Raw genomic sequence first — 22,166 nt, 5'->3', positions numbered from 1 at the left:
ATTCCAGCAACCCCGAGTGTGCTGATCATTTGCTATGCGCTCGTACCGGGATCGGCTATCGTCGGGAAGGCCGGTCGGGAATCGTGTCGACCGGTAGCGGTCAGGAGGTGCTGTGGTCACGATCATCGGCGGCGGAATCGCCGGAACAGTCCTGGCTGGAGCGCTGGCCTGCCACGAACGGACGGCCCGGGTATTCGAGCGGCGCACGCCGGGCGGCGACGGGTCATTCCTTGTTCTGGACCGGCATGCTCATGATGTGCTGGCGGAACTCGAAGTACCGTCGGCCGCACTGATGGCGGCGTCGTATCCGGTCTCCGGGTTCCGCTTCCACTACCTGGCGCCGGGCCGGGGCGAACTGAACAGTCGCGGGCATCGGCTGTATCGGCGCCCCGAACTCATGCGCGCGCTCACCGAATTCGCCCGGGGCGCGGGCGCCGATCTGCATTTCGACACACCGGTCACCGATATCGATCCGACCAGCGGCACCGTGCGCAGCGGCAATCATGTCGTCGCCATCGACGATCTGGTGATCGCCGCCGACGGCGTCGACTCCGTGGGGCGCACCCGCCTGGAGCCCGAACGCACTCCCGAATACGCCGGGCAGGTCATCTTCTACGGCACCACGACCACACCCGTCCGCCTGTCGACCGAACCGTCGGTACTGCACTTCGACGGCCGCCTCGGCGCGGGCATCCTGCCGACCAGCAGTTTCGGACACCTCTGGAACGACGAGGCCGCCTTCTGGTTCGCGCGCCTGACCCGACCGCCGATACCTCAGCGGGAGACCGGATTCCATCCGGTCTCGGTCTGGGCCGAGCACATTCGCGCCGCCGCACCCGATACCGACATCATCGACCAACTGCTCGATCACACCGAGACCCTGCACGTCTCCAATGCTCGAACGGTCCCCTTCGACACCGCGAAGCCGCCGCAGCCGCCACTGATCCTGTGCGGTGACGCCGACCACGCCATCACCCCTGCCGCCGGGCGCGGAGCCTGCGAGGCCATCGACGATGCGGACGCACTGCATCGCGCCATCCTCACCGGGTCGGATCCGGCCGCGGCCATGGTCGTGCGGCGGCGGCGCATCGCGGCCGAGCGGGAAGAGGCGCAGCGGCTGTACGCACGGGCGCGCTCGTAGGGAGCAGGGCGTACGTTCTCCCGGTGGAGAGGAGTCGGTCGTGCGGGTACTGGTGACGGGGGCCGAAGGCTATGTCGGGCGGGCGGTCGTCGCGGCATTGCGGAGCAGCGGATTCCAACCGGTCGCGATGGTACGCAGGCGGCCGACTGCCACCTCGGAAGCGGTGCGCGAGCTGCCGACGGAGTGCACGGATATCCGGATCGCCGAGCTGCTCGACGCGGCCGCGGTACGGGAGGCCGTGGAGAGCGTCGATGCCGTCTGCCATCTGGCCGGACTGGGGCGCGCCCGCGAGTCACTGACCGATCCGCTGCGATATTTCCGGGTCAACACCGGGGGAACGGTCACCCTGCTGGAGGCCATGGCCGATGCCGGTGTGCGCCGAATCGTGTTGGCCTCGACGGCTTCCATCTATGGGTCACCGGAGCTGCAGCCCATGGGCGAGGCACTGCCGGACGCGCCGCCGCACCCGTACGCGAGCAGTAAGCTGGCGGCCGAACTCGCCGTCGAAGCGCAGGCGAGCACCGGTCGGCTCGCGGCGGCCGTGCTACGGCTGTCGAATATCGCGGGCGGTGCGGATCCCGACCCGACCCGGCTGATTCCGCGCGCCCTCGCCGCCGCTCTCGACGGCACTCCCCTGACGATCAACGGCGACGGCACCGCGGTTCGCGACTACCTCCATGTGCGCGATGCCGCAACGGCTTTCGTAGCCGCGCTCGAGCATCTGCCGCTCCGGGGACCATCACGCCGCTACAACATCGGCAGCGGGAAAGGCTCGAGCGTTCTCGATGTGGCCGCCGCCGTCGAGCGCGTCACCGGACGCCGCGTCCCCCTGGTCCATGGCCCGGCCGTGCCCGAACCGCGCACGCTGATCATCGACCCCGGTCGCGCTGTCGGTGAAATCGACTGGGCACCACGTGCTTCCGATCTCGACACGCTCGTTCAGGACTGCTGGGAACAGCGTCGGAGGTAGGCCGCTGCCTCGTGTGGCCGCCACGGCGGCGCCGCTGGCTCTGTGGCCGCCACGGCGGCTCAGTGCCGCCGGCCGCCCCACAGCCGATGCCACCAGCGCGTCGGCGCATCGGTCCGGTCGCGGCCGGGTTCGTCGGAGTCGGCGCGGACGGCTCCGATGGCCGTTTCGGTCGCCGTCACCCGGTCGCTTCGCCATCGCGCGACCACCTCGTCCGCATCCACGGGCCGGATCGGCACGGCCGGTCCGACCGGCATCCGCAGCCACTCCACAATGCGCCGATTGAGTTCTCCGACCGTTTCGCGCACCTGGGCCTCCGAGTTCGCGTCGCGCACGCTCTCGTCGATCCGCTCGATATCCCGCCGCAGCAGCAGCGCGGGCGGCAGCAGCGCGTCCCCCGACACCCCCTCCCGTTTCAGATACCCGTGCAACCACCAGTTCTCGTCGACCGGCGTCCCCTCCCCCGGGATCGGCTTCCCCGCCCCTTCCAGATCGTCGAACTCACCGCGCTCGGTCGCCTCCCGAATCTGCCGATCGATCCAGGATTCGAACCCCATCCCCGCCGGTTTCCGCTCAACCATGCGAACCTCCCGCTCAGGCGCGCTGCATGCGCGCCCGCACCGCGGGCCGCCGCAACGGCGGCACGGTCTTGGGCGGCACCCGCCGCTCCGGCAGCGCGTCCAACAGTCGTTCGGTGGCCGCCGCGATCTCCGCCACCGCGGCGTCCACCGCCGCCCGATTGGTGTCGGACACGCTCGACAGCCCGCCGACCTTCCGCACGTATTGCAGCGCGGCGGCATTGATCTCCTCCGGCGTAGCCGCCGGTTCCAGCCCTCGCAGGGCGGTGATATTTCGGCACATAATCCGAGGCTAGCGCGCCGCACCGACACCCGGCAGCCCGTGATTCGAGCTGCTCGGTGCCGGTCGGCGCGGCCTTCGCTATTCGAGTGCGACCCGCGCACCCCCGGAGAACATCGAGTCATGGAACTCGATGGCAGTGATCCGGGAGCCGACCGGGATATCGAAGATGATCGTCTTCGATATCGTCAGGCCAGGGTTGAGTTCCTTGGGTCCGGAATCGATGGTCAATTCCGCCATCGTGTCATTGGTGAATTCCCGGCCCTGGTCGTCGATCGCCTTCTGGTTCTCACCGAAGTAGCTGCGCGGCTCGCCGCCGGTATTCGTGATATCGACATAGACGAGCAGGTATTCACCCTGGGCCGTCTCGGCCAGGTAACCCTCGCCGACCGTCGGTGTGCGCTCGGTGCCCGTCACCACGAATTCGAACTGCCCGTCCCGAACGGGCGAACCGGCGGGCGCGGCCGAGGTGCGGCGCTCCTCGCTCTTGGCCACTTCGTTGGCTGTTGTGCTGAAGAGTGCCACGCAGCCGCCGACTAGGGCGACGAAGGCCAGAAATACGGCGAGCAGCACCCACGGCCAGACCTTGCGTTTCCGCGGTGGCATCGGGTACGGCGCGCCAGCAGGCTGCTGTGCCGGGATAGGATAGCCCGGAGGCGGTGTGGTCATTGTTTCCCCACATGGTCGGGGCAGAAGGAGATCCTTCTGCGAAAATCTATACGGCGGGTTTGCCGTACCGGTGCTGAGACATCCGCCCGGACCGGAGCAGTCGTTATCCACGTCCGAGCGGCTGGCACGGGACGTCAGTGCAAACGACGCGGAATGGCGAATTCCTGGCTCAGGAAGTCAGCAGAGCTTTGTACAGAACACGATGTGTGACCGGTTTGCCCATTTGTGCGCCGACATACCGAAGACGAGATATGTAACGGGTCCTCGTCCACCGTCGAAACCCAGTGCACCGCAGTCTGAATTCGAAGGGTGAAACGGTGACGTCAGCAATGCTGTCCAAAGGTCAGAATCTGCCCCTGCCCGAGGATGTGGAACGCATCGATGTCGTCATCGGATGGACGGAATCGGAGATCGACGTCGACGCGTCGGCGCTATTGCTCGGCGCCGACCGGAAGGTACGCGGCGACGGCGACTTCATCTTCTACAACCAACCCGAATCGGCGGACGGCTCGGTACGCATGCTGGGCACGAGCGCGACCGAGGAGGGCGCGCAGACCCGCATCGCGATCGATCTGACCGCCGTGCCCGAGGACGTCCACACGGTGGCGCTGGCGGGCAGTCTCAGCACCGGCACCTTCGGCGATCTGGGCAAGATCGCGTTCCGCATTGTGGACGGCACCGGGCATCCGGTGGCGGAATACCTGTCGGGCGATGCCACATCGGAGTCGGCGTTCCTGTTCGGCGAGGTGTACCGCCGCGCCGACACCTGGAAGGTGCGCGCGGTGGGACAGGGTTGGGATTCCGGGCTCGCCGGTCTGGCAACGGATTTCGGCGTCACCATCGACGACGATCAGGAACCGGAAGCACCGGTCGACGCGGCGGCTCCCTCGGATGCGTGCGCGCCGTCCGGCGAAGCGGCCGCGCCATCCGACGGAGCGGTCACGCCGGAGGTCGGTTCCGCAGCCGCCGACACGGTCTCGAAGCCGACGCGACCCCGGGGCGTGCGCACCACCAAACGTGTCGCCAAGAAGGCCAAGCCGATCGAATTCCGGCTCGCCGAGAGCGATACCTGGCAACCGGCCCGACTGTTCTCGGTCGTCGGCGTGGGTGCGAGCGAGGAGCAGGAACGCCGCGCCACCTCCGCCCTGATCGCCACCATGCAGGCGGTTCGCCCCTTCGCCCGTGCGCTCTGCGCCCGGATGGGCGCTCCCGCAGGCGCTTTCGAAGGCTATGTCGAGGTGCAGTACGAGCGGGGTGATTCCAAGGTCATCCCCGACGCGGTTCTCAAGGTCGTGCGCGGCAACCGAGTGTGGACGGGCCTGCTGGAGGTGAAGACCGGCACCGGCAAACTCAAGCGTGACCAACTGGAGAGCTACCTCGATGTGGCACGCCGGAAGAAGTACGACGCGGTCGTGAGCCTGTCCAACGATGTCCCTGCGGGCCCCGGCGAACTGCCGGTCGAGGTGGACCGCCGCAAACTCGCCAAGGTGGACCTGCGGCATCTGTCCTGGGCCGAGATCGCCCACGAGGCGCGCATGCTGCTGTCCCACGGCGGCATCGACGACGAACTGCGAACCTGGATCCTCGGCGAATTCCTGCGCTACCTCGAACATCCCCGTTCCGGAGCCACCGAATTCACCGATATGGGCCGCCATTGGGTCGCCGTGCGCGACGCCGTCACCGCGGGCACCCTGCGCGCCGGCGACCAGAAGGCGCTGACCGTCGCCGAACGCTGGGTGTCCCTGTCCCGCCACCTCGCCCTGCGCCTGACCGCCGAACTCGGCGTGGCCGTCAAACATCAGCTGCCGCGTCGGCACCGCACCGATCCCGCCGCCCGCAACACCGCCGTCGCCGAACGCCTGGCATCCGACGGCACCTTCGAAGCGACCCTGCGCATCCCCGACACCGCGGGCGACCTGATCGTCGTCGCCGACATCCGCACCAACAAGATCCGCTGCCGCACCACCCTGAACGCCCCCAACGAGGGCACCGCCGGACGCCGCCTGTCCTGGCTGCTCAAACAACTCACCGACGCCCCCGGCCAAGTCCAGGTCGAAGCGGTGTTCTCCGAGAAGGGCATGGAGACCTGCGAACACCTCGACACCATCCGCGCGAACCCGAAGATCCTGACCGACGGCCGTGCCGGAGAGATCGTCTCCTTCTCCCTGGAACAAACCTTCCCTCTCGGCAACCGACGCTCCGGCACCGCGGCCAGTTTCATCACCAGCGTGACGACGGCGACCGACGCCTTCTACGGAGCGGTGGTGCAGCCGCTGCGGGGGTGGGTGCCCGCGGCCCCGAAGCAATCGGACCAGCCGCAGGGCGACGGGCCGGACCCGACGTGAGGCGCGCCGATGCCGCCGGTTCTCACCCCGGCGGTACGAGCGGCCGTCACGGCTTGGGCAGCGCGGCCTTGACAGGCTTGTCCTGGACGTAATCCGACAGGCACAGCAGGTCCGCCAACGACACCTGATCATCGTTCTTAGCGGGATCGTCCCCGAAGATCGCCTGAATGACCTGCAACTGAGCTGCCTTGTCCAGCTTTGTGAACTGCCCGCACGTAACGCTCAGCGGATCGTCCACCGGCGCGGGTGGCGCTGCCTGCGCGGACATCTTCGTGGTGGTCGTGGTTGTACTGGTCGCGGCGACAGCGGTGGATGTCGAAGTCGATGCGGACGCAGGCGTCGCCTCATCCGTTGAACAGCCCCCCACCACGATCACCGCGAGAACCATCGCGGACAGGGCACATGCCGAACGTGCTGTTTTCATGCGGCTCATCTTGCCCGAGGTGCGGGCGGCTTGCCGCCCCGGCCGGCAGGGCTCGACTGTCTCCGCGAGTACCGGATTCATGAATGCTGAAGAGTTGCTACAGCAGTACTACTACCCCTCGCCACGCGCCCTGACCAGCGCTGCAGCAATCCGTACCTACCGGCTATCCTTCGAGAGCCATGCTGAGAATGCCTGGAGAGGAGTCGCCGTGGCCATGTTCGAAGCTGATATCGAGCAGATCAACGGGCTTGCGCGCACTCTCGACGAGGTTGCCGCCACGATTGACGCGATAGACGTCCGCACCTCGGCGCAGTCAGTTGCCGCGGCATTGCCGGGAACTCCACTCGGTGCGGCCTGCGAGTTGGCAACCGAATACACCGAAGGTGCGTGGCTACGCGCCTCGCAGCGAATCGCGCAGATCTCGGCAGCGATGACACAGGTCGCGAATGACGTCGCGGCCACCGATGACGCGTTCCGCCGACGGTTGGAATCGATGAGTTTCCACACCGGGGGCCGCTGATGAGCGGATGGGCACTGACTCGGCTGAACGTCGTGAACTGGAATCCCGCCGCACTGTCGGAGTTGGCCAGCGTGGTCGCGAGCGGGAATGCAACCTACAACTACCAGGTCGACCGGATGCCTCGGCACTTCGCCGACATCGACGGTGCGTGGTCGGGGAAGGCGCATCTCGCCGCATACAACCGGGTCGGAGAAGATCACTGGCAAGCTCGCAAAATCGAGAACGAGGTGGCCGACCTGGTCGCTGTCCTGCACCAGGCCGCTGGGCGACTGTTCAACGAACGAGACGTCCTCTTGGGCAAGGTTGCCGACGCCGAGGACCCGCACGCTGCCGTCGCCGGTGAGGTGATCCGCGTCAGTGATCGATGGGAGGTCGACGTCACCTATCCACCGAGCACCACTGCCACCGATCGACGAGCGCGTGGCCGGTCAGCAGGGCCTGGTCAACGCCGCGTTCTACGGCCTGCACGATGCCGTGACCCAATTCGACCAAGCGATCCGAGGTGCTGCGCAGCAGGTCCGCGACGCAGGCAGCAATTTCGGCGACGCCATCGACGCACCGGTAGCACCCGGCACCACCATCCCGGCACCAGCCGGCTCCGATCCCCGAACCGTAGCCTCGGCGGCGGCGTTCACCCAGATGTTCGGCCGCCCACCAGTCACCGATGTCGATTGGGCGACCGCGGCGGTGCTCAACCCTTACAGCTATGACCCAAAGTATCGAGAGGTCCCTCCAGAAATTCGGGTCGTGCGGATCAATCCGGTAGAAGGCCAGGGGCTGGTCCGGACCTCGCACTTCATCGAACAGCGCGATGTCAGCAATCCGCAATGGAACAACCCTGGTGGTCGCGATCGAGGCGATGACCGCGGCGCCGATCCGAACTTCGATCCCGAACACGCCCGAGTCACCACGTACATCGACTACGACAACGGCATTGTCGTGATGCGGCAGAACCCCTCCGTCGTTCAGAACGCCGACGGTACTCCGGGCGAGGTCCGTGTCAGCGCTCCCGCAGGAGAGGTGTGGCAAGCCGATGATGGTTCGATACGTATCCGATACAGCGCGGGCAATCCCTTCGCACCGGGGTTGGCCGCGGACCCACCGATACTCGATGGCGACGGTACGACGGTCAACCTCGACGACCACAAAATGACCGTCAACGGCGACCTGGTCTTCACGCCCGGCCGCGACGGGGTCACGCTCGCGGGCACCCGCACCGATTACCCGTCACTGGAGGCCTACCAGGATCTGCCCTCCGGCGCGACGCGCACCATCGCCATCGATCCCGCGGCTACCGGCCGATCGTGGGGTCCGGCTGTCAACCTGCCCTTCCACCACGACATCGGTAATCCCGACACCGTGTTTCCCAGGTTCCACGACTGGAACTACGAATATGACGTGCCAGGAAATCCGACACAGTCGACACCGTTCGGACCCGTCGACACTCCACCTCACGTACCACTGCCGAAGGGAATGATCTGATGGGGCACAGCGCAACTGGTTCCGATCACCGGTACTGGACGGCGGCGACGTGGAGTGTCGCCGGGTGGTTCGTCGTGAACACACTGGTTCTGCTCATCGCCGGGCGGCTCATCGACTCCGAGGCCACGGAGATTCCATTGGGAGCCTTCGTCATTGCCGCAGCAGTGTCGGCGGGATACGCGGCAGTGCTGCGGTGGTGGGGATCGGGATCCGTTCGCGCCGTCGCCACAGCCGCCGTGGTAGCTGCATCTGCCTGGAGTGCGGCTGCGGTACTTATTGCGCTGCTCTACATTTCGGCAAAGTAGGACAGGGGCCGTCGCAATGGTGAATACCGATCGACCCAACTCGGGAGTGACTGCTTGGTTCGGCCCGGCGTCCGTGTCCGCAGCGACGATCACCTTGACGATCAACCTGTTCCCGGTGACGATCGTCCCCTCGCTCGTCTTCCTCCTCGCTTTCCTCTACGTCGCCGAACTCATCGCCGCGGCCATCCTCTGTTTGTCGGGCGGCCGTGCACGCCATACAGGAGCCGGCCTGCTCGTCGCCGTGATCGGCACACTGCTGTGCTTCGCGGCAGCAACGGTGATCAGTCAACTCTGGTGAGCTGAATGGATCGGCTTCGCCAACAACCAGTGGTGCGTCCGCCAGCACCAGTACCGCCAACGCTGTGGGACGACTTGGCCGGACTTCGACAGGACCGGTCGACGAAACATTCGGCGGTGAATTCTCGAGGCTTCTTGGTGCGGGTCCGATCAGTGGACCAAACGAATAAGGCCCCTGACCATGCCTACTGGTCAAGGGCCTATTCCTGCTCCCCCATCTGGACTCGAACCAGAAACCTGCCGATTAACAGTCGGCTGCTCTGCCAATTGAGCTATAGGGGATTGTTTCCCGGTCCGGCCTGGCGGGCCGAACGGATTGAAACTTTAGCGTACGTTCGCCGAAGTTCCCAAATCGCCCCTCTACCTGCGGACATGTGGTGGGTTGGGGGTGGGGTGCCGGATCGACAGGGGGTGGGGGGTTCGGGCAGGATGTAGGCGCGGACTGGCCTACGGGAGGAGCACTTCTCAATGCTGCGGTTGATCATCGGCGTCGCTGCCGGGTATGTGTTGGGCGCGAAGGCCGGGCGGGCTCGGTATGAGCAGATCAGCAAGACGGCGCGGGCGATCAATGAGAGTCCGGTCACGCGGAAGCTGGTGTTGGTGAGTCGGCAGAAGCTGGCGGACAAGTTGAGCACGCAGCCGAAGTTGGAGCCGATGGTGCCGCTGGACGAGCGCACCACCGTGATGGTGCCGCAGGATCAGCTGCGGCGCTGAGAGAGGGCTCGGCTGCGCCGTCGCGCCCTGGGCGGGAGCCGCGCCTCAGCTGCCGATGGCGAAGTCGTCGGAGTTGCCCATGGCCTGGGTGAGCAAGCTCTTGCGGTACTGCTCCAGGGCTACCAGGTCGCCGAAGAGCTCCATGTAGGCGTCGGTCTGCTCGGTGGAGGAGATGCGCTGGAGTTTGGACTTCAGCTGAGCGATCTGGCGGCCCACCCAGGCTTCCTGGGTGCGGGCCAGGACGCCGGTGATGACGCGGGGGACGTCGTCGGCGGATTTGACCGGGAGGGGTTCGGCGGCCAGTTCGGAGACCAGGGCGCGCAGCGTCAGGTCGGGGGTGTTGTCGGCGACCAGGGTGACCCATTCGGCGCCGCCGATGCCGCTGGAGACGCCCCCGGCGTCGGTGATGGCGGTGCGGACGGCGATGTAGGCGGGGTGGGTGAATGCCTCCGGGTCGAGAGTGTCGAAGAGCGGACCCGCCAGGGCCGGGTATTGCAGTGCGGCGGCCAGGGATTGGCGCTGCGGGAGCAGGGTCGGGTCGTTGGGGTTGGGGCGGGCGGCGGGATGCGCCGTGACCTCCTGCGCCGCTTCACGCCCCGGGATGCCGGGGCGCGCGCCGCCGCGGGCGATCTTGCGGGCCTCCTCGCCGACGCGGCGGACGACGAGCTGGATGTCGTCCCAGCCGACCCAGCCCGCGAGTTTGGTGGCGTACGCCTTGCGTAGGGCGTTGTCCTTGATCTGCGCGACCACGGGGACGGCGCGGCGCAGGGCGTCGACCTGCCCCTCGGGCGAATCCAGGTTGTGTTCGGCGAGCAGGCCGCGAATCACGAACTCGTACAGGGGAACCCGGCGGGCCACCAGGTCGCGGACCGCGCCGTCGCCGGAGCGCTGGCGCAGCTCGCACGGGTCCATGCCGTCGGGGGCCACGGCGATATAGGTCTGCCCGGCGAGCTTCTGGTCGCCGCTGAACGCCTTGAGGGCGGCGGCCTGCCCGGCCGCGTCGCCGTCGAAGGTGTAGATGATCTCGCCACGCCAGAAGTTGTCGTCCATGAGCAGGCGGCGCAGCACGGCGAGATGTTCGTCACCGAAGGCCGTACCACAGGATGCCACCGCGGTTTTGACGCCCGCCAAGTGCATGGCCATCACATCGGTGTAGCCCTCGACCACCACCGCCTGATGCCCCTTGGCGATGTCGCGTTTGGCCAGATCGAGGCCGAACAACACCTGAGACTTCTTGTACAGCACCGTTTCCGGGGTGTTGATGTACTTCGCGGTCATCTGGTCGTCGTCGTAGAGCCGACGTGCGCCGAAGCCGATCACATCGCCGCTGAGATTGCGGATGGGCCACAGCAGTCTGCGGTGGAAGCGGTCGATGGGGCCCTGGCGGCCCTGCTTGGACAGGCCCGCCGCCTCCAGCTCCTTGAACTCGAAGCCGCGGCGCAGCAGATGTTTGGTGAGCGCGTCCCAGCCGCCGGGAGCGTAGCCGCAGCCGAACTGGCGGGCGGCGGCCGCGTCGAAATTGCGGTCGGTGAGGTACTTGCGGGCGGCCTCGGCTCCGGGCTCGCCCAGCTGCGCCATGTAGAACTCGTGGGCGGCCTGATTGGCTGCCACCAGGCGGCTGCGGGTGCCGCGGTCGCGCTGGACCGAGGTGCCGCCGCCCTCGTAATTGATCTTGTAGCCGATCCGGTCGGCCAACTGTTCCACGGCCTCGACGAATCCGACGTGCTCGATCTTCTGCAGGAAGGCGAAGACGTCGCCGCCCTCACCGCAGCCGAAGCAGTGGAAGTGGCCGTGCTGCGGACGCACGTGGAACGACGGGGACTTCTCGTCGTGGAACGGGCACAGGCCCTTCATCGAGAGCGGACCGGCCGCCTTCAGGGCGACGTATTCGCCGACGACATCCTCGATCCGGACTCGTTCACGAATCGCTGCGATATCACGATCAGGGAGTCGTCCGGCCACGCCGCGAGTCTAGCCGCGTCACGGCGACACGCGAGACCCGGACGCACCCGGAGATCGGCCCCGGCCCCCGCACCTCGGGAAAGGGTGGGCCGCATGCCACCATCTAGCGGTGCTCAGCCTCTATCACGACGCCCGGACGCCGGTGCATGCCGTGCCCGCCGGAGCGAAGCTGATCGTTTTGGCGACCACGGGCACCACCCTGTTCTTCGTCACCTCGCCGGTGTGGCTGGCGGTGGCGCTGGGCGTCGTACTGGCCCTGTACGCGCTGGCACGAATTCCCTGGCGAGCGACCGGGCGGCAGGTGCTGGCCATCGCCCCCTTCCTGGTCCTGATCGCCATCGCCCAGCTGATGTTCACCGGCTGGGTGAGCGCCGTACTGGTGAGCGAACGGATCCTGGCGCTGGTGCTGCTGGCGAATCTGGTGACGCTCACCACGCGCACCTCGGCCATGATCGACACCATCGAACGGGCATTGGGTCCGCTGCGACCGGTCGGCGTGCGCCCCGAGCGGGTGGGCCTGCTGGTGGCCATGACCATCCGCTTCATTCCGGTCATCCGCGAACAGGCCGAGCTGGTGCGGGCGGCGCAACGGGCGCGCGGCGTCGAGCGCAGCACCGCCTTCCTCGTTCCACTACTCATCCGCACCCTGCGCATGGCGGACAATCTCGGTGAGGCCCTCGACGCCCGCGGGTTGCAGTAGCGCCGCGGCAAGCGAGACCGCCGTACCAGATCACACCCGCCCCTCCCCTACGATGCTCCGGTGCGTAGTAGGGATTTGGCGCAGGTGGCGCTGTTCACGGCGATCATGGTGGTGCTCGGGTTCTTCCCGCTCATCCAACTGCCGGGGGCCTTCGCGCCGTTCACCTCGCAAACCCTGGGCGTGATCCTGGCGGGATCGATCCTCGGCGCGAAGCGCGGCACCCTGGCCATGCTGTTGTTCGTCGTGCTGGTCCTGGTGGGCCTGCCGGTACTGCCGGGCGGACGCGGCGGACTGTCGGTGATCCTCGGTCCGACGGGCGGCTTCGTCCTCGCCTATCCGATCGGCGCGCTGGTCATCGGTCTGCTGACCGAGCGGCTGTGGCGGCGCTACAGCCTGCCCGTCGCGCTGGCGATCAACTTCTTCGGCGGGGCGATCGTGTTGTACGCCATCGGCATTCCGTGGATGGCCGTCGCGGCCGATATCCCGCTCGGCAAGGCCATCGTCACCTCCGCGGCCTTCCTCCCGGGTGATGCGGTGAAGACGGTGATCGGCTCACTGGCCGCCGTCGCCGTGCGTCGGGCCTACCCCCTCATCCCGGCCCGCGCATGATCGAACTCGAGGGTGTCGGCCATCATTTCGGTGAGCGCGACGTGCTGCGCGAGCTGAATCTGACGCTGAGCGAGCGCCGCATCGGCGTCATCGGCTCCAATGGCTCGGGCAAGTCCACCTTCGCCCGATTGCTCAACGGCTTGCAGATCCCGACCGAGGGCCGGGTGCGAGTGGACGGGCTGGATACCCGCAAGCGGGGCCGCGAGGTGCGCAAACGGGTCGGCTTCGTCTTCCAGGACCCCGATGTGCAGATCGTCATGCCGACCGTGGCCGAAGACCTGGCGTTCGGGTTGAAACACCACGGGCTGGCCAAGCCGGAGATCGCCGCCCGCGTCACCGAGGTGCTCGCCGAGTACGGATTGAGCGACTACCGCGACCACCCCGCCCATCTGCTCAGCGGCGGACAGAAACAGCTGCTCGCCATTGCCGCGGTACTCGCCGTGCGACCCGACCACGTCGTCTTCGACGAACCGACCACGCTGCTGGACCTGCGCAACAAGCGCCGCATCACGCGCTTGCTGCACACCCTGCCGCAGCGCGTGGTGGTGGTCTCCCACGATCTCGATCTGCTCGCCGACTTCGACCGTGTCCTGGTGTTCGACGGGGGCCGCGTCGTCGCCGACGGGTCGCCCGCCGACAGCGTCGCCCACTACCTCGCCATGCACCCGTAGCCGAATCCGCGCGTCAGCCGTGCGAGTTGGCGGCGAACCGTGGTGGCGCGGCCCGGAATTCGACGGTCGATTCGACCGCCATGGTGACGGCGACCCGGCCCTTGGCGGCATGCGGGGACCACAGCCGATGCGCGGCGGCGCGCACCTGCCCCGCGGTGGCGGCCTCGGCCGCACCGCCGACCGTCAGCAGTACCGAATTCTCCCGGGGCGGCACCTCCCACCAGTGTCCGGCGGAGTCCTCGATCAGCAGGCCGCACAGCAGGTCCGGCAGCAGGAAGGTCAGGAAGCCGGTGTCGCCGTGGACGGCGGTATCCGGTGTGCAGTGCCGGTCCGGCTCCGGGCAGGCGTGCACGAGCTGCGGGCGCACCGCCGTCACTCGACCGACCCAGCGGTCGAAGTGATCCTCCGGATATCCCAGAGCCGAGGCGAGCGCGGCGAGCAGATCCGGTGACAGTGCCGCGAGGCCGCGCGCCCAGTCCGAGACCGACTGGCGCAGCGGGGCGGTCACGACATCGTCGGGCAGGTGCGCGACATCGATCACCCCCGAGGCGGCCGCGTGCGCACAGAATTGCCTGGCCGCCGTGAGAACGTCGACGAGTGGGAGTTGCCGAATCTCGACGCCGATCAAATAACAGATACCGGTGTCCGCCAATGCGTCTCGGAGCCGGGTGCCGAAATCGGCCCGGTCCATTCGCAGGCCGGCCACATCGAGCGTTGGTACGCGGAATCTATCGCCCACGGCGATCAGCCCCCTCTGAATGCAGCGCACCCGAAAAAACCAACTGGAACGAATCATTCGCGGGGGAATGATTCCGGGTGGAGAATGACACAGCCGAATGACGCTCGCCAAATCCTCGTCCCACGATTCGGAACCTCATGGTCGCCCCTCCGCACCGAACCGGCGGCGACGGGCTTCCTCGCCGAGGGTCCGCCCGGGACGGGAATGGAAATCCATGGTCGCGCTCACCCGGGGCACCGGCCCCCGGCTCGGCGTCACCCGGTGCACCGACAGCCTGCCCGCGTGCAGCATCAGCGCACCGGGCAGGGTGGGCAGCACCCGCACCGAATGTCGGCGCGGACCGGCGATGAGCTGGGCCGGAAACGATTCCCCGGTCGCCCAGGGCAGCGGCACGTACTCGAACATGCCGCCGTACTCCGGGGCCAGGACATGCAGGGTGAGCGTGTAGTCCGCGGCATCGAAATGCCAGTTCTCGTCGGCGGGTTCGTGACCGTGCACCGTCACCGCCGCGCGGTCGTCCGCGGACCGGTACGCATGCTCGCCGACCACACCGGAGACGAAATCGAGCAGTGGTTCCCAGCGGTAGAGGAGTTTCAGTGGCGAGGATTCGGGTATTCGGTCGTAGGTCAGCGTGGTGACACCGACGGTCGAGTCCGCCACGGAATCGTCCGATTCCACGACCATCTCGGCTATTTCGATAATGGCTCCCCTTTTCAAGAAGTCGCGCAGCAGTACCGTGCCCGTGGATTCGAATTCCGCGCGCCACTGTGCCATCAGGGTTTTCAGGACCGCGGGGTCACGGCGGTCCAACGGATACCGATCCAGGTCGACGGCTGATTCGAGTCCCATCGGCATCGTGTCCCCTGCTCGCCGAATTACCGCCGCGGGAACGATTGGGCGCGACGGTCTCACCTTCCAGGGTGACATATCGTCCGGCGGCGGTTCGAGGTTTCGCGACCGGTTAGGGGTGCGCTAGGGGATCGCGGCCGCGACGCGCTCCAACCGGCTCTCGGTGTAGGACGCGATCTGATCCACGATGACGCGCACCCGGGCGGTGTCGTCGGCGGCGACCTCCCACCAGGGCAGCAGTACCGGATCCAGCCCGCGCGGCGCGGTGGCGAGCAGGTGGTCGGCGACCGACAGGATGCGTTCGCGCTGGTCACGCTGGCGGTCCTGGTGGCCACGGTCGGACATGACGTAGCGCAGGGCGACCGTCTTCAGCACGGCGACCTCGGCGGCGACGATCGGCGGCACCGCCAGGTCGGCGGCGTAGCGACACAGTCGGCGACCGCCCCACGCCTCCCGGGTGGCCTCCACCGCGGCGGTGGCGAAGCGGCCGACCAATTCACTGGTGAGGCGTTTGAGCGCCACCGAGGCCGCCAGCGACGCGTCGTAGTCGCAGGCGGCGGCCACCACCGGCAGCTCGGACAGGCGCTGCGCCGCGGCCACGAGCTCTTCCGGATCGAGTGAACGGTGCTGTGCCGCACCGAGTTCGGCGAGGGCGGCCTGCTCCACCGGATCGCCCAGGGCGCGCAGATCGATGCGGCCCGCGATCACACCGTCCTCCACGTCGTGGACGGAGTACGCCACATCGTCGGACCAGTCCATGATCTGGGACTCCAGGCACTGGCGGCGCTCCGGGGCATTCCGGCGCACCCACTCCAGCCGCTCCATGTCCACGTCGTACGCGCCGAACTTGCCGCCGGGAGCGGTTCTCCCCCACGGATACTTGATCACCGCGTCGAGGGCGGCGCGGGTGAGGTTCAGACCCGCGCTCACCCCGTGCTCGTCGACGACCTTCGGTTCCAGGCGGGTGAGAATCCGCAGGTTCTGGGCATTGCCCTCGAATCCACCGTAGGCGTCGGCGAACTGGTCGAGGGCGTGCTCACCATTGTGGCCGTAGGGCGGATGGCCGATATCGTGCGCCATTCCGGCCAGATCGACCAGATCCGGATCGCAGCCCAACCCGTCGGCGATACTGCGGCCGATCTGCGCGACCTCGAGCGAATGGGTGAGCCGGGTGCGCGGGGTGTCGCCCTCACGCGGACCCATGACCTGTGTCTTGTCCGCCAGTCGCCGCAACGCGGCGGAATGCAGCACACGCGCGCGGTCGCGAGAGAAATCGGTGCGGCGCGCCGGAGTCGACGACCAGCTGAGTCCGGCCGTCTTGGCGGATTCGGTGACCAGGCGGGCCCGGTCGTCGTCGGTGTACGGATCGGCGCTCATGGCTCACTGCTCCGCGGTGTACTCGAAATCGGCCGAGTAGTGCGTGATCCGGTACCAGATCAGGGCGAAGGTCTCCCGGAAGATGCCGTGCGCCTGCGACTCCCGGGTGTAGACGGCCGGACCGGTGCGCGTGGGTGCGGTCCACGCCTCCAGCCCCGCGTCGCGGGCCATGGTGCGGGTACGCAGCGAATGCCACGGATCGCTCACCAGCACCGTCGACGTCTTGTCCCGGGCCCGGAGGGCCTTGGCGACGGCCTCCACGCTCTGCAGGGTGTCCGAACCGGTTTCCACGGCCAGGATGCTGTCGGCCGGGACACCACGGGACTTCAGGTAGTTCTTGCCCGAGGCGGCCTCGGTGTAGTTGTCGCCCAGCTGTTTTCCGCCCACGGTGACGATCAGCGGGGCCACGCCGCGCTGGAACAGCCGATACGCCTGGTCCAAGCGCGCCTCGAAGACCGTGGACGGGGTGCCGTCGTATTGGGCCGCGCCCAGCACCACGATGGCGTCGGCCTTCGAGTAGTCGCTGATCCGGGCGACCTGCCAGACCCGCACGGCCGTCCCGCCGACCACGACCAGCCCGGCCAGCACCGCCCCCACCAGCAGCCGCGCGGTCCAGCGCCAGATGCCGCGCGCGCAGCCGCCTCGCTCGTCGGCGGCCGCCCGCCGCATCGGGTCGGGGTAGCCGCGCTGCTGGATATTCACCAACCGCGTCGCCGCCACTCGGGCAACTGCGGACGTTCCGCGCCGAGCGTGGTGTCGTCGCCGTGGCCCGGGTAGACGACCGTGTCGTCACCGAAACGGGCGAACAGCTTGGACTCGACATCGCCGAGCAGGGAGGTGAAATCCGCGGGGGTACCGGTCTTGCCGACACCGCCCGGGAAGAGCGAGTCACCGGTGAACAGATGGGTGCGCCCCGCGCCGTCGGTGAGGGCCAGCGCGACCGACCCGGGGGTGTGGCCGCGCAGATGGATCACCTCGAGGTCGAGTTCGCCGATGCGCACCGTCTCGCCGTCGGCGAGCAGCCGGTCCGGGGGCACGGGCAGGGCGGGGGCGTCGAGTTCATGGGCGGCGGTGGGGATCTCGGTGGCCGATGCCACCTCCTTCAGCGCCCACCAGTGGTCCGGGTGCTGATGCGTGGTGACGATCAACTCGACCCACCCGGGTGCCTCCTGCCCGATGAGTTCCAGCAGGCGTTCGGCTTCGTTGGCGGCGTCGATCAGCAGGGTCGCGCCGGTGGCGGTGCACCGCACCAGATAGACGTTGTTGTCCATCTGGCCGACCGACATCTTCACGATGCGCGCGCCCGGGACCTCCCGCTGCTGCGGATTGCTGCCGGGGGCGACATGGCCCGTATAGGGCGAATCGATCGTGATCACACTGCCGATGGTAGTCATGGCCGCCGACACGGGTGGTAGGAAGAAAACTCACGCACCCCTTCCCTGCGGATAGATTCGAGACCATGGCGCCACCGAAGCCACTGATCCTGGTCCTGACCGGCTTTCTGCTGGCCTTCACACTGCTGGCCGGCCAGCCCGCGGTGGCGCGCGCGGAGCAGCCGACGCGGCTGCCCGGGTACGTCACCGACACCGCGCGGGTGTTGAGCGACGCGCAGGAGGCCGAGGTCGCGGCGGCCGTGGAGGAGCTGTACGGCGCCGAACGCGAACGGCTGTGGGTCGTCTATGTGCGCGACTTCGCCGGAATGGACCCCCGGGAGTGGGGTGAGCGCACGGCGGCGGCCTCCAATCTCGGGGATCGGGATGTGCTGCTGTCCGTCGCCGTGGACGACCGCGCCTACGCGTTCACCGGCAGCCTTCCCCAGGATGTCGGCGAGAGCGACCTGGACCGCATGCTCACCGAAGACGTGGAACCCAGACTGCGCGCCGAGGACTGGGCCGGGGCCGCGGTGGCGACCGCGCACGGGCTGTCGGCGGCCATGAATCCGCCCGGGACCAACCCGCTGCCGCTGCTGATCGTCGCGGCGGTGGTGGTGCTGCTGGTGGCGGGGCTGTGGTGGTGGTCGCGGTCCCGGCGGGCCGAGCGGGAGCGGCGGGAACTGGAGCGGGTGCGGGAGATCGACCCGACCGACACCGCCGCGCTGACCGCACTGCCGCTGCCGACCCTCGACACGCGCTCGCGGGAACTGCTCGTGGACATCGACAACGCGATTCGCACCAGCACCGAGGAATTGCGTTTGGCCACTGACGAATTCGGCAACACCACCACCGCGCCCTTCGCCGCCGCACTGGAGGCCGCGAAACACGCATTGGCCACAGCGTTCTCGATCCGCCAGCAGCTCGACGACGCGATCCCGGAGTCCCCGGATCAGCGCCGCGGCATGCTGGTGGACCTCATCGCCACCTGCGGGCGCGCCGACCGGGAACTCGACGCCAAGGTCGACGAATTCGACGCCATGCGCAATCTGCTCATCAATGCCGGAGACCGGCTGGACGCGCTGACCCGGAGCCTGGTGGAGCTGACGGCGCGGATGCCGGGCGCGGAGACGACGCTGGACACGCTGGTGCGGGAGCATCCGGCATCGGTGATCGCGCCCATTCGCGACAATGTGAACATGGCGCGCGAGCGAATCGCGTTCGCGGAGCACAATATCGAGCAGGGACGGGCTGCGGCTGCCCGGCCGGTGGGTGAGCAGGGCGCCGCGGTCGGAGCCATCCGCGCCGCCGAATCGGCGGTGGACGCGGCGCGCACGCTGCTGGACGCCGTGGACACCGCCGCCACCGATATCGCCGCCGCGCGTTCCGGACTGGCCGCGATGGTGGCCGAGCTGCGGCGCGATCTCGCCACGGCCGAAACCCTCGGCGCCCACGGCGGAACCGAACTGCCCGCGGCGACCAGCGCGGCGCGCGACGCCCTGGAGGACGCCACCGCCAACGGCGACGCCAACCCGCTCGGAGTCTTCCAGCGGGCGGTGGCCGCGGACACCGCCCTGGACAAGGCGATCGCCGCCGCCACCGACCGCAAGCTGGCCGCCGACGATCTGGCGCGACGCCTCGATCAGGCCATGACGGCCGCGCGCGGACGCATCAATGCCGCGGCCGATTTCATCAGCACCCGGCGCGGCGGCGTGGACGCCGAACCCCGCACCCGATTGGCCGAGGCCCAACGCCATCTGGACCGGGCGCAGGAGCTCGCCACCACGAACCCCGGCGAGGCGCTGCAATCGGCCCAGCGCGCAGTGGAACTCGGGGCCAGCGCCCTGCACACCGCCGAGGCGAACGTGCGGTCCTGGCAGGCCAGCCACACACCCACCGGCGGCTCGCAGACCGGCGCGGTGCTGGGCGGCATTCTCATCGACGGCATGCTGCGCGGGATGGGCACCGGGTACCGGCGCGGCGGTGGGTTCGGCGGCGGATTCAGCCGTGGTGGCGGCCGCGGGATGGGGCCCGGGTCCTTCGGCGGGTCGCAGGGTTCGCGGCGCATCAGCCGCGGCGGGCGTTTCTGACGTCGGCTCCGACTTGCGGGCATGCGCACCGTTTCGCAACCGGAGATCGGAGACGCGGACTAGCGTGGGTTCATGACAGCCGAGCATGGTTACGCCAAGTTCGAGCACGGATTTCCGCTACCCGCACATGCCAGCCCGGCCGCGATCCGGTCCTGTCTGGATCCGGCGGATGTGCAGCGCTTCGATCGCGAATACTCCGACGCCCTCGACGTGGCGCGCGAAAGTCTCGACCTCACGGGATTGTTCGACACCCTGGCCACCTGGCGGCACACCGCCGATCGCGCGCTGCTGCCCGACGGCCGGGTGCCGGTGCGCTGCGTGCTGCTCTTCGGCGACGAGGCCCGTCTCGTCACCCCCTGGCATCTGGGCCGGGATCTGCTGCGCCTGCCCGCCTCGGTGATCGCCCGCGCCTGCGATATGCCCGCCAACGAACTACCGGGGCGCTACTTCACCGCCACCGGGGACCGCGACAACCTGCACGACTTCCGCTTGGTCAACGATCCGCGGCTGTGATCCGCCGCGGGCCGTCCGGCTCAGGCGTCGACCGTGACCCGGTGCAGACCGCCCGGGCCGAGCGGATACGGCGGGCGCACGTCGGCGTCCTGGACCTCGCCGGAGCGGCTGGTGACGCGGGCCTCCACGGTGTGCGGGCCGGGTGGGAGGTCGACAACGGTGCGCCAGCGCCGCCACGCGGCCGGGGCGAGTTCGGCGCCGAGTTCGACCGGGAGCCATTCGGTTTCGTCGATGCGGATCTCGACGCCCGCCACGCCGTGCGGCGGCGCCCAGGCGACGCCCGCGACGGTGCATTTGCCGGAACCGGGACTGCCGACCGAGGCGACGTCGATGCGGGCCTGCGGGCGCACCCACAGCGGCTCACTGGTCCAGCCGCGCTTCCACCAGTAGTCCAGGTGGCTGTCGTCGGTGAGTTCCAGTTCGGTGAGCCACTTCGCGCCGGTGTACTGACCGTACAGGCCGGGCACGAAAACCCGGGCCGGGAAACCGTGTTCGGGGCTGAGCGGTTCACCGTTCATGCCGATGACCAGGTACCCGGGCCACTCGCCCGTGCGCAGCGGAGCCAGCGGCAGCGAGATGGTGAATCCGTCGCTGGCGCGGGTGACCAGGCGGGTGGCGCCGGTTTCGGGCAGGGCGTGATCGAACAGCGTGGTCAGCGGCACCCCGAGCCAGCGGGCGTTCCCGGCGCGCCCGGCGGCGACGGTATTGTGCACGCACACCATGACCGCGTCGAATTCCTCGGCCTGCTCGGCCAATTCACGCAGCGACAGGCGCAGCGAGTGCGCGACCATACCGCTGATGGACAACCGCCAGTGTTCGGGATCGAGCCGGGGCGGGCGCGAATTCACGTCCGCCACATAGAACTTCGTGCTCGTGGTGATGAGCGGTGACAGACCGCGTTCGATGCCGAGGCCGTCGTCGGGGATCGGCTGGTGGGCGCCCATGGGACCGACCCGCTGCGCGCGCTCGCGGTAGCGGCGGTCGGCCCGGCGCAACAGGGTCTCCGCACCCGCGAGGAGACCGGCACCGGCGGTGGCCCAGAGCAACCGGGCGCCCGGCCCGCGTGGCGGACGCCGCAGTCCGGCGCCGAGCACGGCGGCCGCGGCGACGCTCCCGGCGACCGCGGACCCGGAACGAGTCGGCCGCCGCAGCGACAGCGCGCCGACCCCGGCCCCGGCGGCGAGCGCGGCGGGGACGCGCAACCGTTCGGGCAGCGCCGACAGTCCGGCCGCGGCGGCGACACCGCCCAGGACGGTGCCGACGCGGGTGGTCTCCTTGTCGTGTTCCCCCGACATGGCCACGGTGGCCTCGACCACCGGGGTGGGCGCGGTGTCGACCAGCAGCCGACTCACTCCGTCGATGAGCGAACCCCCGCCGCTCGCGGCAATCAGCTCACCGGCGCCCAGGGCACCCAGTCCCACCGCGGCGGCCCCGAACGCCCGGCGCTTCCCGTTCCTCGACACAGTCGAACCTGCTTCCCACACGATCGGTCGTCTCGGCCCATTGTTCCCCAACCCGGGGAGCGCCTCGCGGGGTTCGCCACCATCGGCCGGAAATCCGGTGC

General features: G+C 68.6%; 24 protein-coding genes and 1 tRNA gene. 13 read left to right on the top strand and 12 right to left on the bottom strand.

From position 1 onward, the window contains the following. The first annotated feature begins 112 nt into the window (after positions 1–112). Both FOH10_RS35185 and FOH10_RS06265 read left to right on the top strand, forming a co-directional pair. Positions 113–1,141, top strand: a complete 1,029-nt coding sequence (locus FOH10_RS35185; protein WP_143980006.1) for an FAD-dependent oxidoreductase — start codon at positions 113–115, stop codon at positions 1,139–1,141. 40 nt (positions 1,142–1,181) lie between these two features. Then, positions 1,182–2,111 (top strand): NAD-dependent epimerase/dehydratase family protein, encoded by a 930-nt coding sequence (locus tag FOH10_RS06265; RefSeq protein WP_221937931.1) that lies wholly within the window; start codon positions 1,182–1,184, stop codon positions 2,109–2,111. A gap of 59 nt (positions 2,112–2,170) precedes the next feature. Here FOH10_RS06265 and FOH10_RS06260 read toward each other — a convergent pair whose 3' ends face one another. From FOH10_RS06260 to FOH10_RS06250, 3 genes are all read right to left on the bottom strand, one after another. After that, positions 2,171–2,689 (bottom strand): DnaJ family domain-containing protein, encoded by a 519-nt coding sequence (locus tag FOH10_RS06260; protein ID WP_143980004.1) that lies wholly within the window; start codon positions 2,687–2,689, stop codon positions 2,171–2,173. A 13-nt stretch (positions 2,690–2,702) separates the two neighbouring features. Further along, on the bottom strand, positions 2,703–2,969 hold the full coding sequence (locus tag FOH10_RS06255) for a DUF2277 domain-containing protein (RefSeq protein ID WP_143980003.1): 267 nt from the start codon (positions 2,967–2,969) through the stop codon (positions 2,703–2,705). A gap of 78 nt (positions 2,970–3,047) precedes the next feature. After that, positions 3,048–3,539, bottom strand: coding sequence for a DUF4352 domain-containing protein (locus FOH10_RS06250; RefSeq protein WP_244961705.1), 492 nt, complete (start codon positions 3,537–3,539; stop codon positions 3,048–3,050). 413 nt (positions 3,540–3,952) lie between these two features. On the opposite strand from FOH10_RS06250, the gene FOH10_RS06245 reads away from it, so the two are divergent. Further along, entirely contained in the window at positions 3,953–5,980 is a 2,028-nt protein-coding gene (locus tag FOH10_RS06245; RefSeq protein ID WP_143980002.1) for a TerD family protein, read from the top strand. Between the two features lie 46 nt (positions 5,981–6,026). On the opposite strand, the gene FOH10_RS06240 is transcribed toward FOH10_RS06245, so the two are convergent. Then, positions 6,027–6,248, bottom strand: a complete 222-nt coding sequence (locus FOH10_RS06240) for a hypothetical protein (RefSeq protein ID WP_143980001.1) — start codon at positions 6,246–6,248, stop codon at positions 6,027–6,029. A 4-nt stretch (positions 6,249–6,252) separates the two neighbouring features. Between FOH10_RS06240 and FOH10_RS06235 the strand changes: the two genes are divergently transcribed. The 4 genes from FOH10_RS06235 (at position 6,253) to FOH10_RS06220 (ending at position 9,009) form a co-directional block, all read left to right on the top strand. After that, positions 6,253–6,924 (top strand): hypothetical protein, encoded by a 672-nt coding sequence (locus FOH10_RS06235; protein WP_143980000.1) that lies wholly within the window; start codon positions 6,253–6,255, stop codon positions 6,922–6,924. Positions 6,925–7,344: 420 nt separating this feature from the next. Continuing rightward, a complete protein-coding gene (locus tag FOH10_RS06230) occupies positions 7,345–8,406 on the top strand; it encodes a hypothetical protein (protein ID WP_143979999.1) in 1,062 nt (353 codons plus the stop codon). Positions 8,407–8,480: 74 nt separating this feature from the next. Next, positions 8,481–8,711, top strand: coding sequence for a hypothetical protein (locus FOH10_RS06225; RefSeq protein ID WP_143979998.1), 231 nt, complete (start codon positions 8,481–8,483; stop codon positions 8,709–8,711). A gap of 16 nt (positions 8,712–8,727) precedes the next feature. Further along, positions 8,728–9,009, top strand: coding sequence for a hypothetical protein (locus FOH10_RS06220; protein ID WP_143979997.1), 282 nt, complete (start codon positions 8,728–8,730; stop codon positions 9,007–9,009). A gap of 208 nt (positions 9,010–9,217) precedes the next feature. Here the strand turns inward: FOH10_RS06220 and FOH10_RS06215 are convergent. Continuing rightward, a tRNA-Asn gene (locus FOH10_RS06215) sits at positions 9,218–9,290 on the bottom strand. A gap of 186 nt (positions 9,291–9,476) precedes the next feature. Between FOH10_RS06215 and FOH10_RS06210 the strand changes: the two genes are divergently transcribed. Next, entirely contained in the window at positions 9,477–9,722 is a 246-nt protein-coding gene (locus FOH10_RS06210; RefSeq protein WP_029932092.1) for a hypothetical protein, read from the top strand. A gap of 45 nt (positions 9,723–9,767) precedes the next feature. Here the strand turns inward: FOH10_RS06210 and dnaG are convergent, their stop codons facing one another. After that, positions 9,768–11,684 (bottom strand): DNA primase, encoded by a 1,917-nt coding sequence (dnaG, locus tag FOH10_RS06205; protein WP_143979996.1) that lies wholly within the window; start codon positions 11,682–11,684, stop codon positions 9,768–9,770. A gap of 109 nt (positions 11,685–11,793) precedes the next feature. Between dnaG and FOH10_RS06200 the strand changes: the two genes are divergently transcribed. From FOH10_RS06200 to FOH10_RS06190, 3 genes are read left to right on the top strand one after another with little or no spacing between them, the layout of a single operon-like run. Then, positions 11,794–12,384: an energy-coupling factor transporter transmembrane component T family protein gene (locus FOH10_RS06200; RefSeq protein WP_143979995.1), complete on the top strand. Its 591-nt coding sequence runs from the start codon at positions 11,794–11,796 to the stop codon at positions 12,382–12,384. Between the two features lie 60 nt (positions 12,385–12,444). Beyond that, entirely contained in the window at positions 12,445–12,993 is a 549-nt protein-coding gene (locus FOH10_RS06195) for a biotin transporter BioY (RefSeq protein WP_143979994.1), read from the top strand. Beyond that, entirely contained in the window at positions 12,990–13,664 is a 675-nt protein-coding gene (locus FOH10_RS06190) for an energy-coupling factor ABC transporter ATP-binding protein (protein WP_143979993.1), read from the top strand. The genes FOH10_RS06195 and FOH10_RS06190 overlap by 4 nt, the downstream gene beginning before the upstream one ends. Before the next feature lie 13 nt (positions 13,665–13,677). On the opposite strand, the gene FOH10_RS06185 is transcribed toward FOH10_RS06190, so the two are convergent. The 5 genes from FOH10_RS06185 to FOH10_RS06165 all read right to left on the bottom strand — a co-directional run bounded on the left by FOH10_RS06185 (position 13,678) and on the right by FOH10_RS06165 (position 18,023). Next, on the bottom strand, positions 13,678–14,370 hold the full coding sequence (locus tag FOH10_RS06185; protein ID WP_186000737.1) for a 2OG-Fe(II) oxygenase family protein: 693 nt from the start codon (positions 14,368–14,370) through the stop codon (positions 13,678–13,680). A 168-nt stretch (positions 14,371–14,538) separates the two neighbouring features. Then, a complete protein-coding gene (locus tag FOH10_RS06180; RefSeq protein ID WP_143979991.1) occupies positions 14,539–15,252 on the bottom strand; it encodes a HalD/BesD family halogenase in 714 nt (237 codons plus the stop codon). A gap of 123 nt (positions 15,253–15,375) precedes the next feature. Next, positions 15,376–16,629 carry a deoxyguanosinetriphosphate triphosphohydrolase gene (locus FOH10_RS06175; protein WP_143979990.1) on the bottom strand — a complete coding sequence of 418 codons (1,254 nt, stop codon included), beginning with the start codon at positions 16,627–16,629 and terminating at the stop codon, positions 15,376–15,378. Between the two features lie 3 nt (positions 16,630–16,632). Beyond that, positions 16,633–17,298 carry a YdcF family protein gene (locus tag FOH10_RS06170; protein ID WP_143983888.1) on the bottom strand — a complete coding sequence of 222 codons (666 nt, stop codon included), beginning with the start codon at positions 17,296–17,298 and terminating at the stop codon, positions 16,633–16,635. A gap of 29 nt (positions 17,299–17,327) precedes the next feature. Beyond that, entirely contained in the window at positions 17,328–18,023 is a 696-nt protein-coding gene (locus tag FOH10_RS06165) for an MBL fold metallo-hydrolase (protein WP_143979989.1), read from the bottom strand. Between the two features lie 65 nt (positions 18,024–18,088). On the opposite strand from FOH10_RS06165, the gene FOH10_RS06160 reads away from it, so the two are divergent. Both FOH10_RS06160 and FOH10_RS06155 read left to right on the top strand, forming a co-directional pair. Next, the gene (locus FOH10_RS06160; RefSeq protein ID WP_143979988.1) at positions 18,089–20,089 is read left to right on the top strand and encodes a TPM domain-containing protein; all 2,001 of its coding nucleotides are present in this window, start codon (positions 18,089–18,091) and stop codon (positions 20,087–20,089) included. Positions 20,090–20,161: 72 nt separating this feature from the next. Beyond that, the gene (locus tag FOH10_RS06155; RefSeq protein WP_051037017.1) at positions 20,162–20,602 is read left to right on the top strand and encodes a DUF6247 family protein; all 441 of its coding nucleotides are present in this window, start codon (positions 20,162–20,164) and stop codon (positions 20,600–20,602) included. Between the two features lie 20 nt (positions 20,603–20,622). On the opposite strand, the gene FOH10_RS06150 is transcribed toward FOH10_RS06155, so the two are convergent. Further along, a complete protein-coding gene (locus FOH10_RS06150) occupies positions 20,623–22,065 on the bottom strand; it encodes a molybdopterin-dependent oxidoreductase (RefSeq protein ID WP_143979987.1) in 1,443 nt (480 codons plus the stop codon). Positions 22,066–22,166 lie beyond the last annotated feature (101 nt).

The sequence above is a fragment of the Nocardia otitidiscaviarum genome (genome assembly GCF_007362295.1).
Taxonomy (GTDB): domain Bacteria; phylum Actinomycetota; class Actinomycetes; order Mycobacteriales; family Mycobacteriaceae; genus Nocardia; species Nocardia otitidiscaviarum.
This window is presented reverse-complemented; position numbering and strand designations above follow the sequence as displayed.

What these genes read in the sequence shown, in the direction of transcription:
- FOH10_RS06260 (WP_143980004.1), bottom strand. Translation starts at nt 2,689, where the DNA reads ATGGTTGAGCGGAAACCGGCGGGGATGGGGTTCGAATCCTGGATCGAT.
- FOH10_RS06255 (WP_143980003.1), bottom strand. Translation starts at nt 2,969, where the DNA reads ATGTGCCGAAATATCACCGCCCTGCGAGGGCTGGAACCGGCGGCTACG.
- FOH10_RS06240 (WP_143980001.1), bottom strand. Translation starts at nt 6,248, where the DNA reads ATGTCCGCGCAGGCAGCGCCACCCGCGCCGGTGGACGATCCGCTGAGC.
- FOH10_RS06220 (WP_143979997.1), top strand. Translation starts at nt 8,728, where the DNA reads ATGGTGAATACCGATCGACCCAACTCGGGAGTGACTGCTTGGTTCGGC.
- FOH10_RS06210 (WP_029932092.1), top strand. Translation starts at nt 9,477, where the DNA reads ATGCTGCGGTTGATCATCGGCGTCGCTGCCGGGTATGTGTTGGGCGCG.
- FOH10_RS06190 (WP_143979993.1), top strand. Translation starts at nt 12,990, where the DNA reads ATGATCGAACTCGAGGGTGTCGGCCATCATTTCGGTGAGCGCGACGTG.
- FOH10_RS06180 (WP_143979991.1), bottom strand. Translation starts at nt 15,252, where the DNA reads ATGGGACTCGAATCAGCCGTCGACCTGGATCGGTATCCGTTGGACCGC.
- FOH10_RS06175 (WP_143979990.1), bottom strand. Translation starts at nt 16,629, where the DNA reads ATGAGCGCCGATCCGTACACCGACGACGACCGGGCCCGCCTGGTCACC.
- FOH10_RS06170 (WP_143983888.1), bottom strand. Translation starts at nt 17,298, where the DNA reads ATGCGGCGGGCGGCCGCCGACGAGCGAGGCGGCTGCGCGCGCGGCATC.
- FOH10_RS06165 (WP_143979989.1), bottom strand. Translation starts at nt 18,023, where the DNA reads ATGACTACCATCGGCAGTGTGATCACGATCGATTCGCCCTATACGGGC.
- FOH10_RS06160 (WP_143979988.1), top strand. Translation starts at nt 18,089, where the DNA reads ATGGCGCCACCGAAGCCACTGATCCTGGTCCTGACCGGCTTTCTGCTG.
- FOH10_RS06155 (WP_051037017.1), top strand. Translation starts at nt 20,162, where the DNA reads ATGACAGCCGAGCATGGTTACGCCAAGTTCGAGCACGGATTTCCGCTA.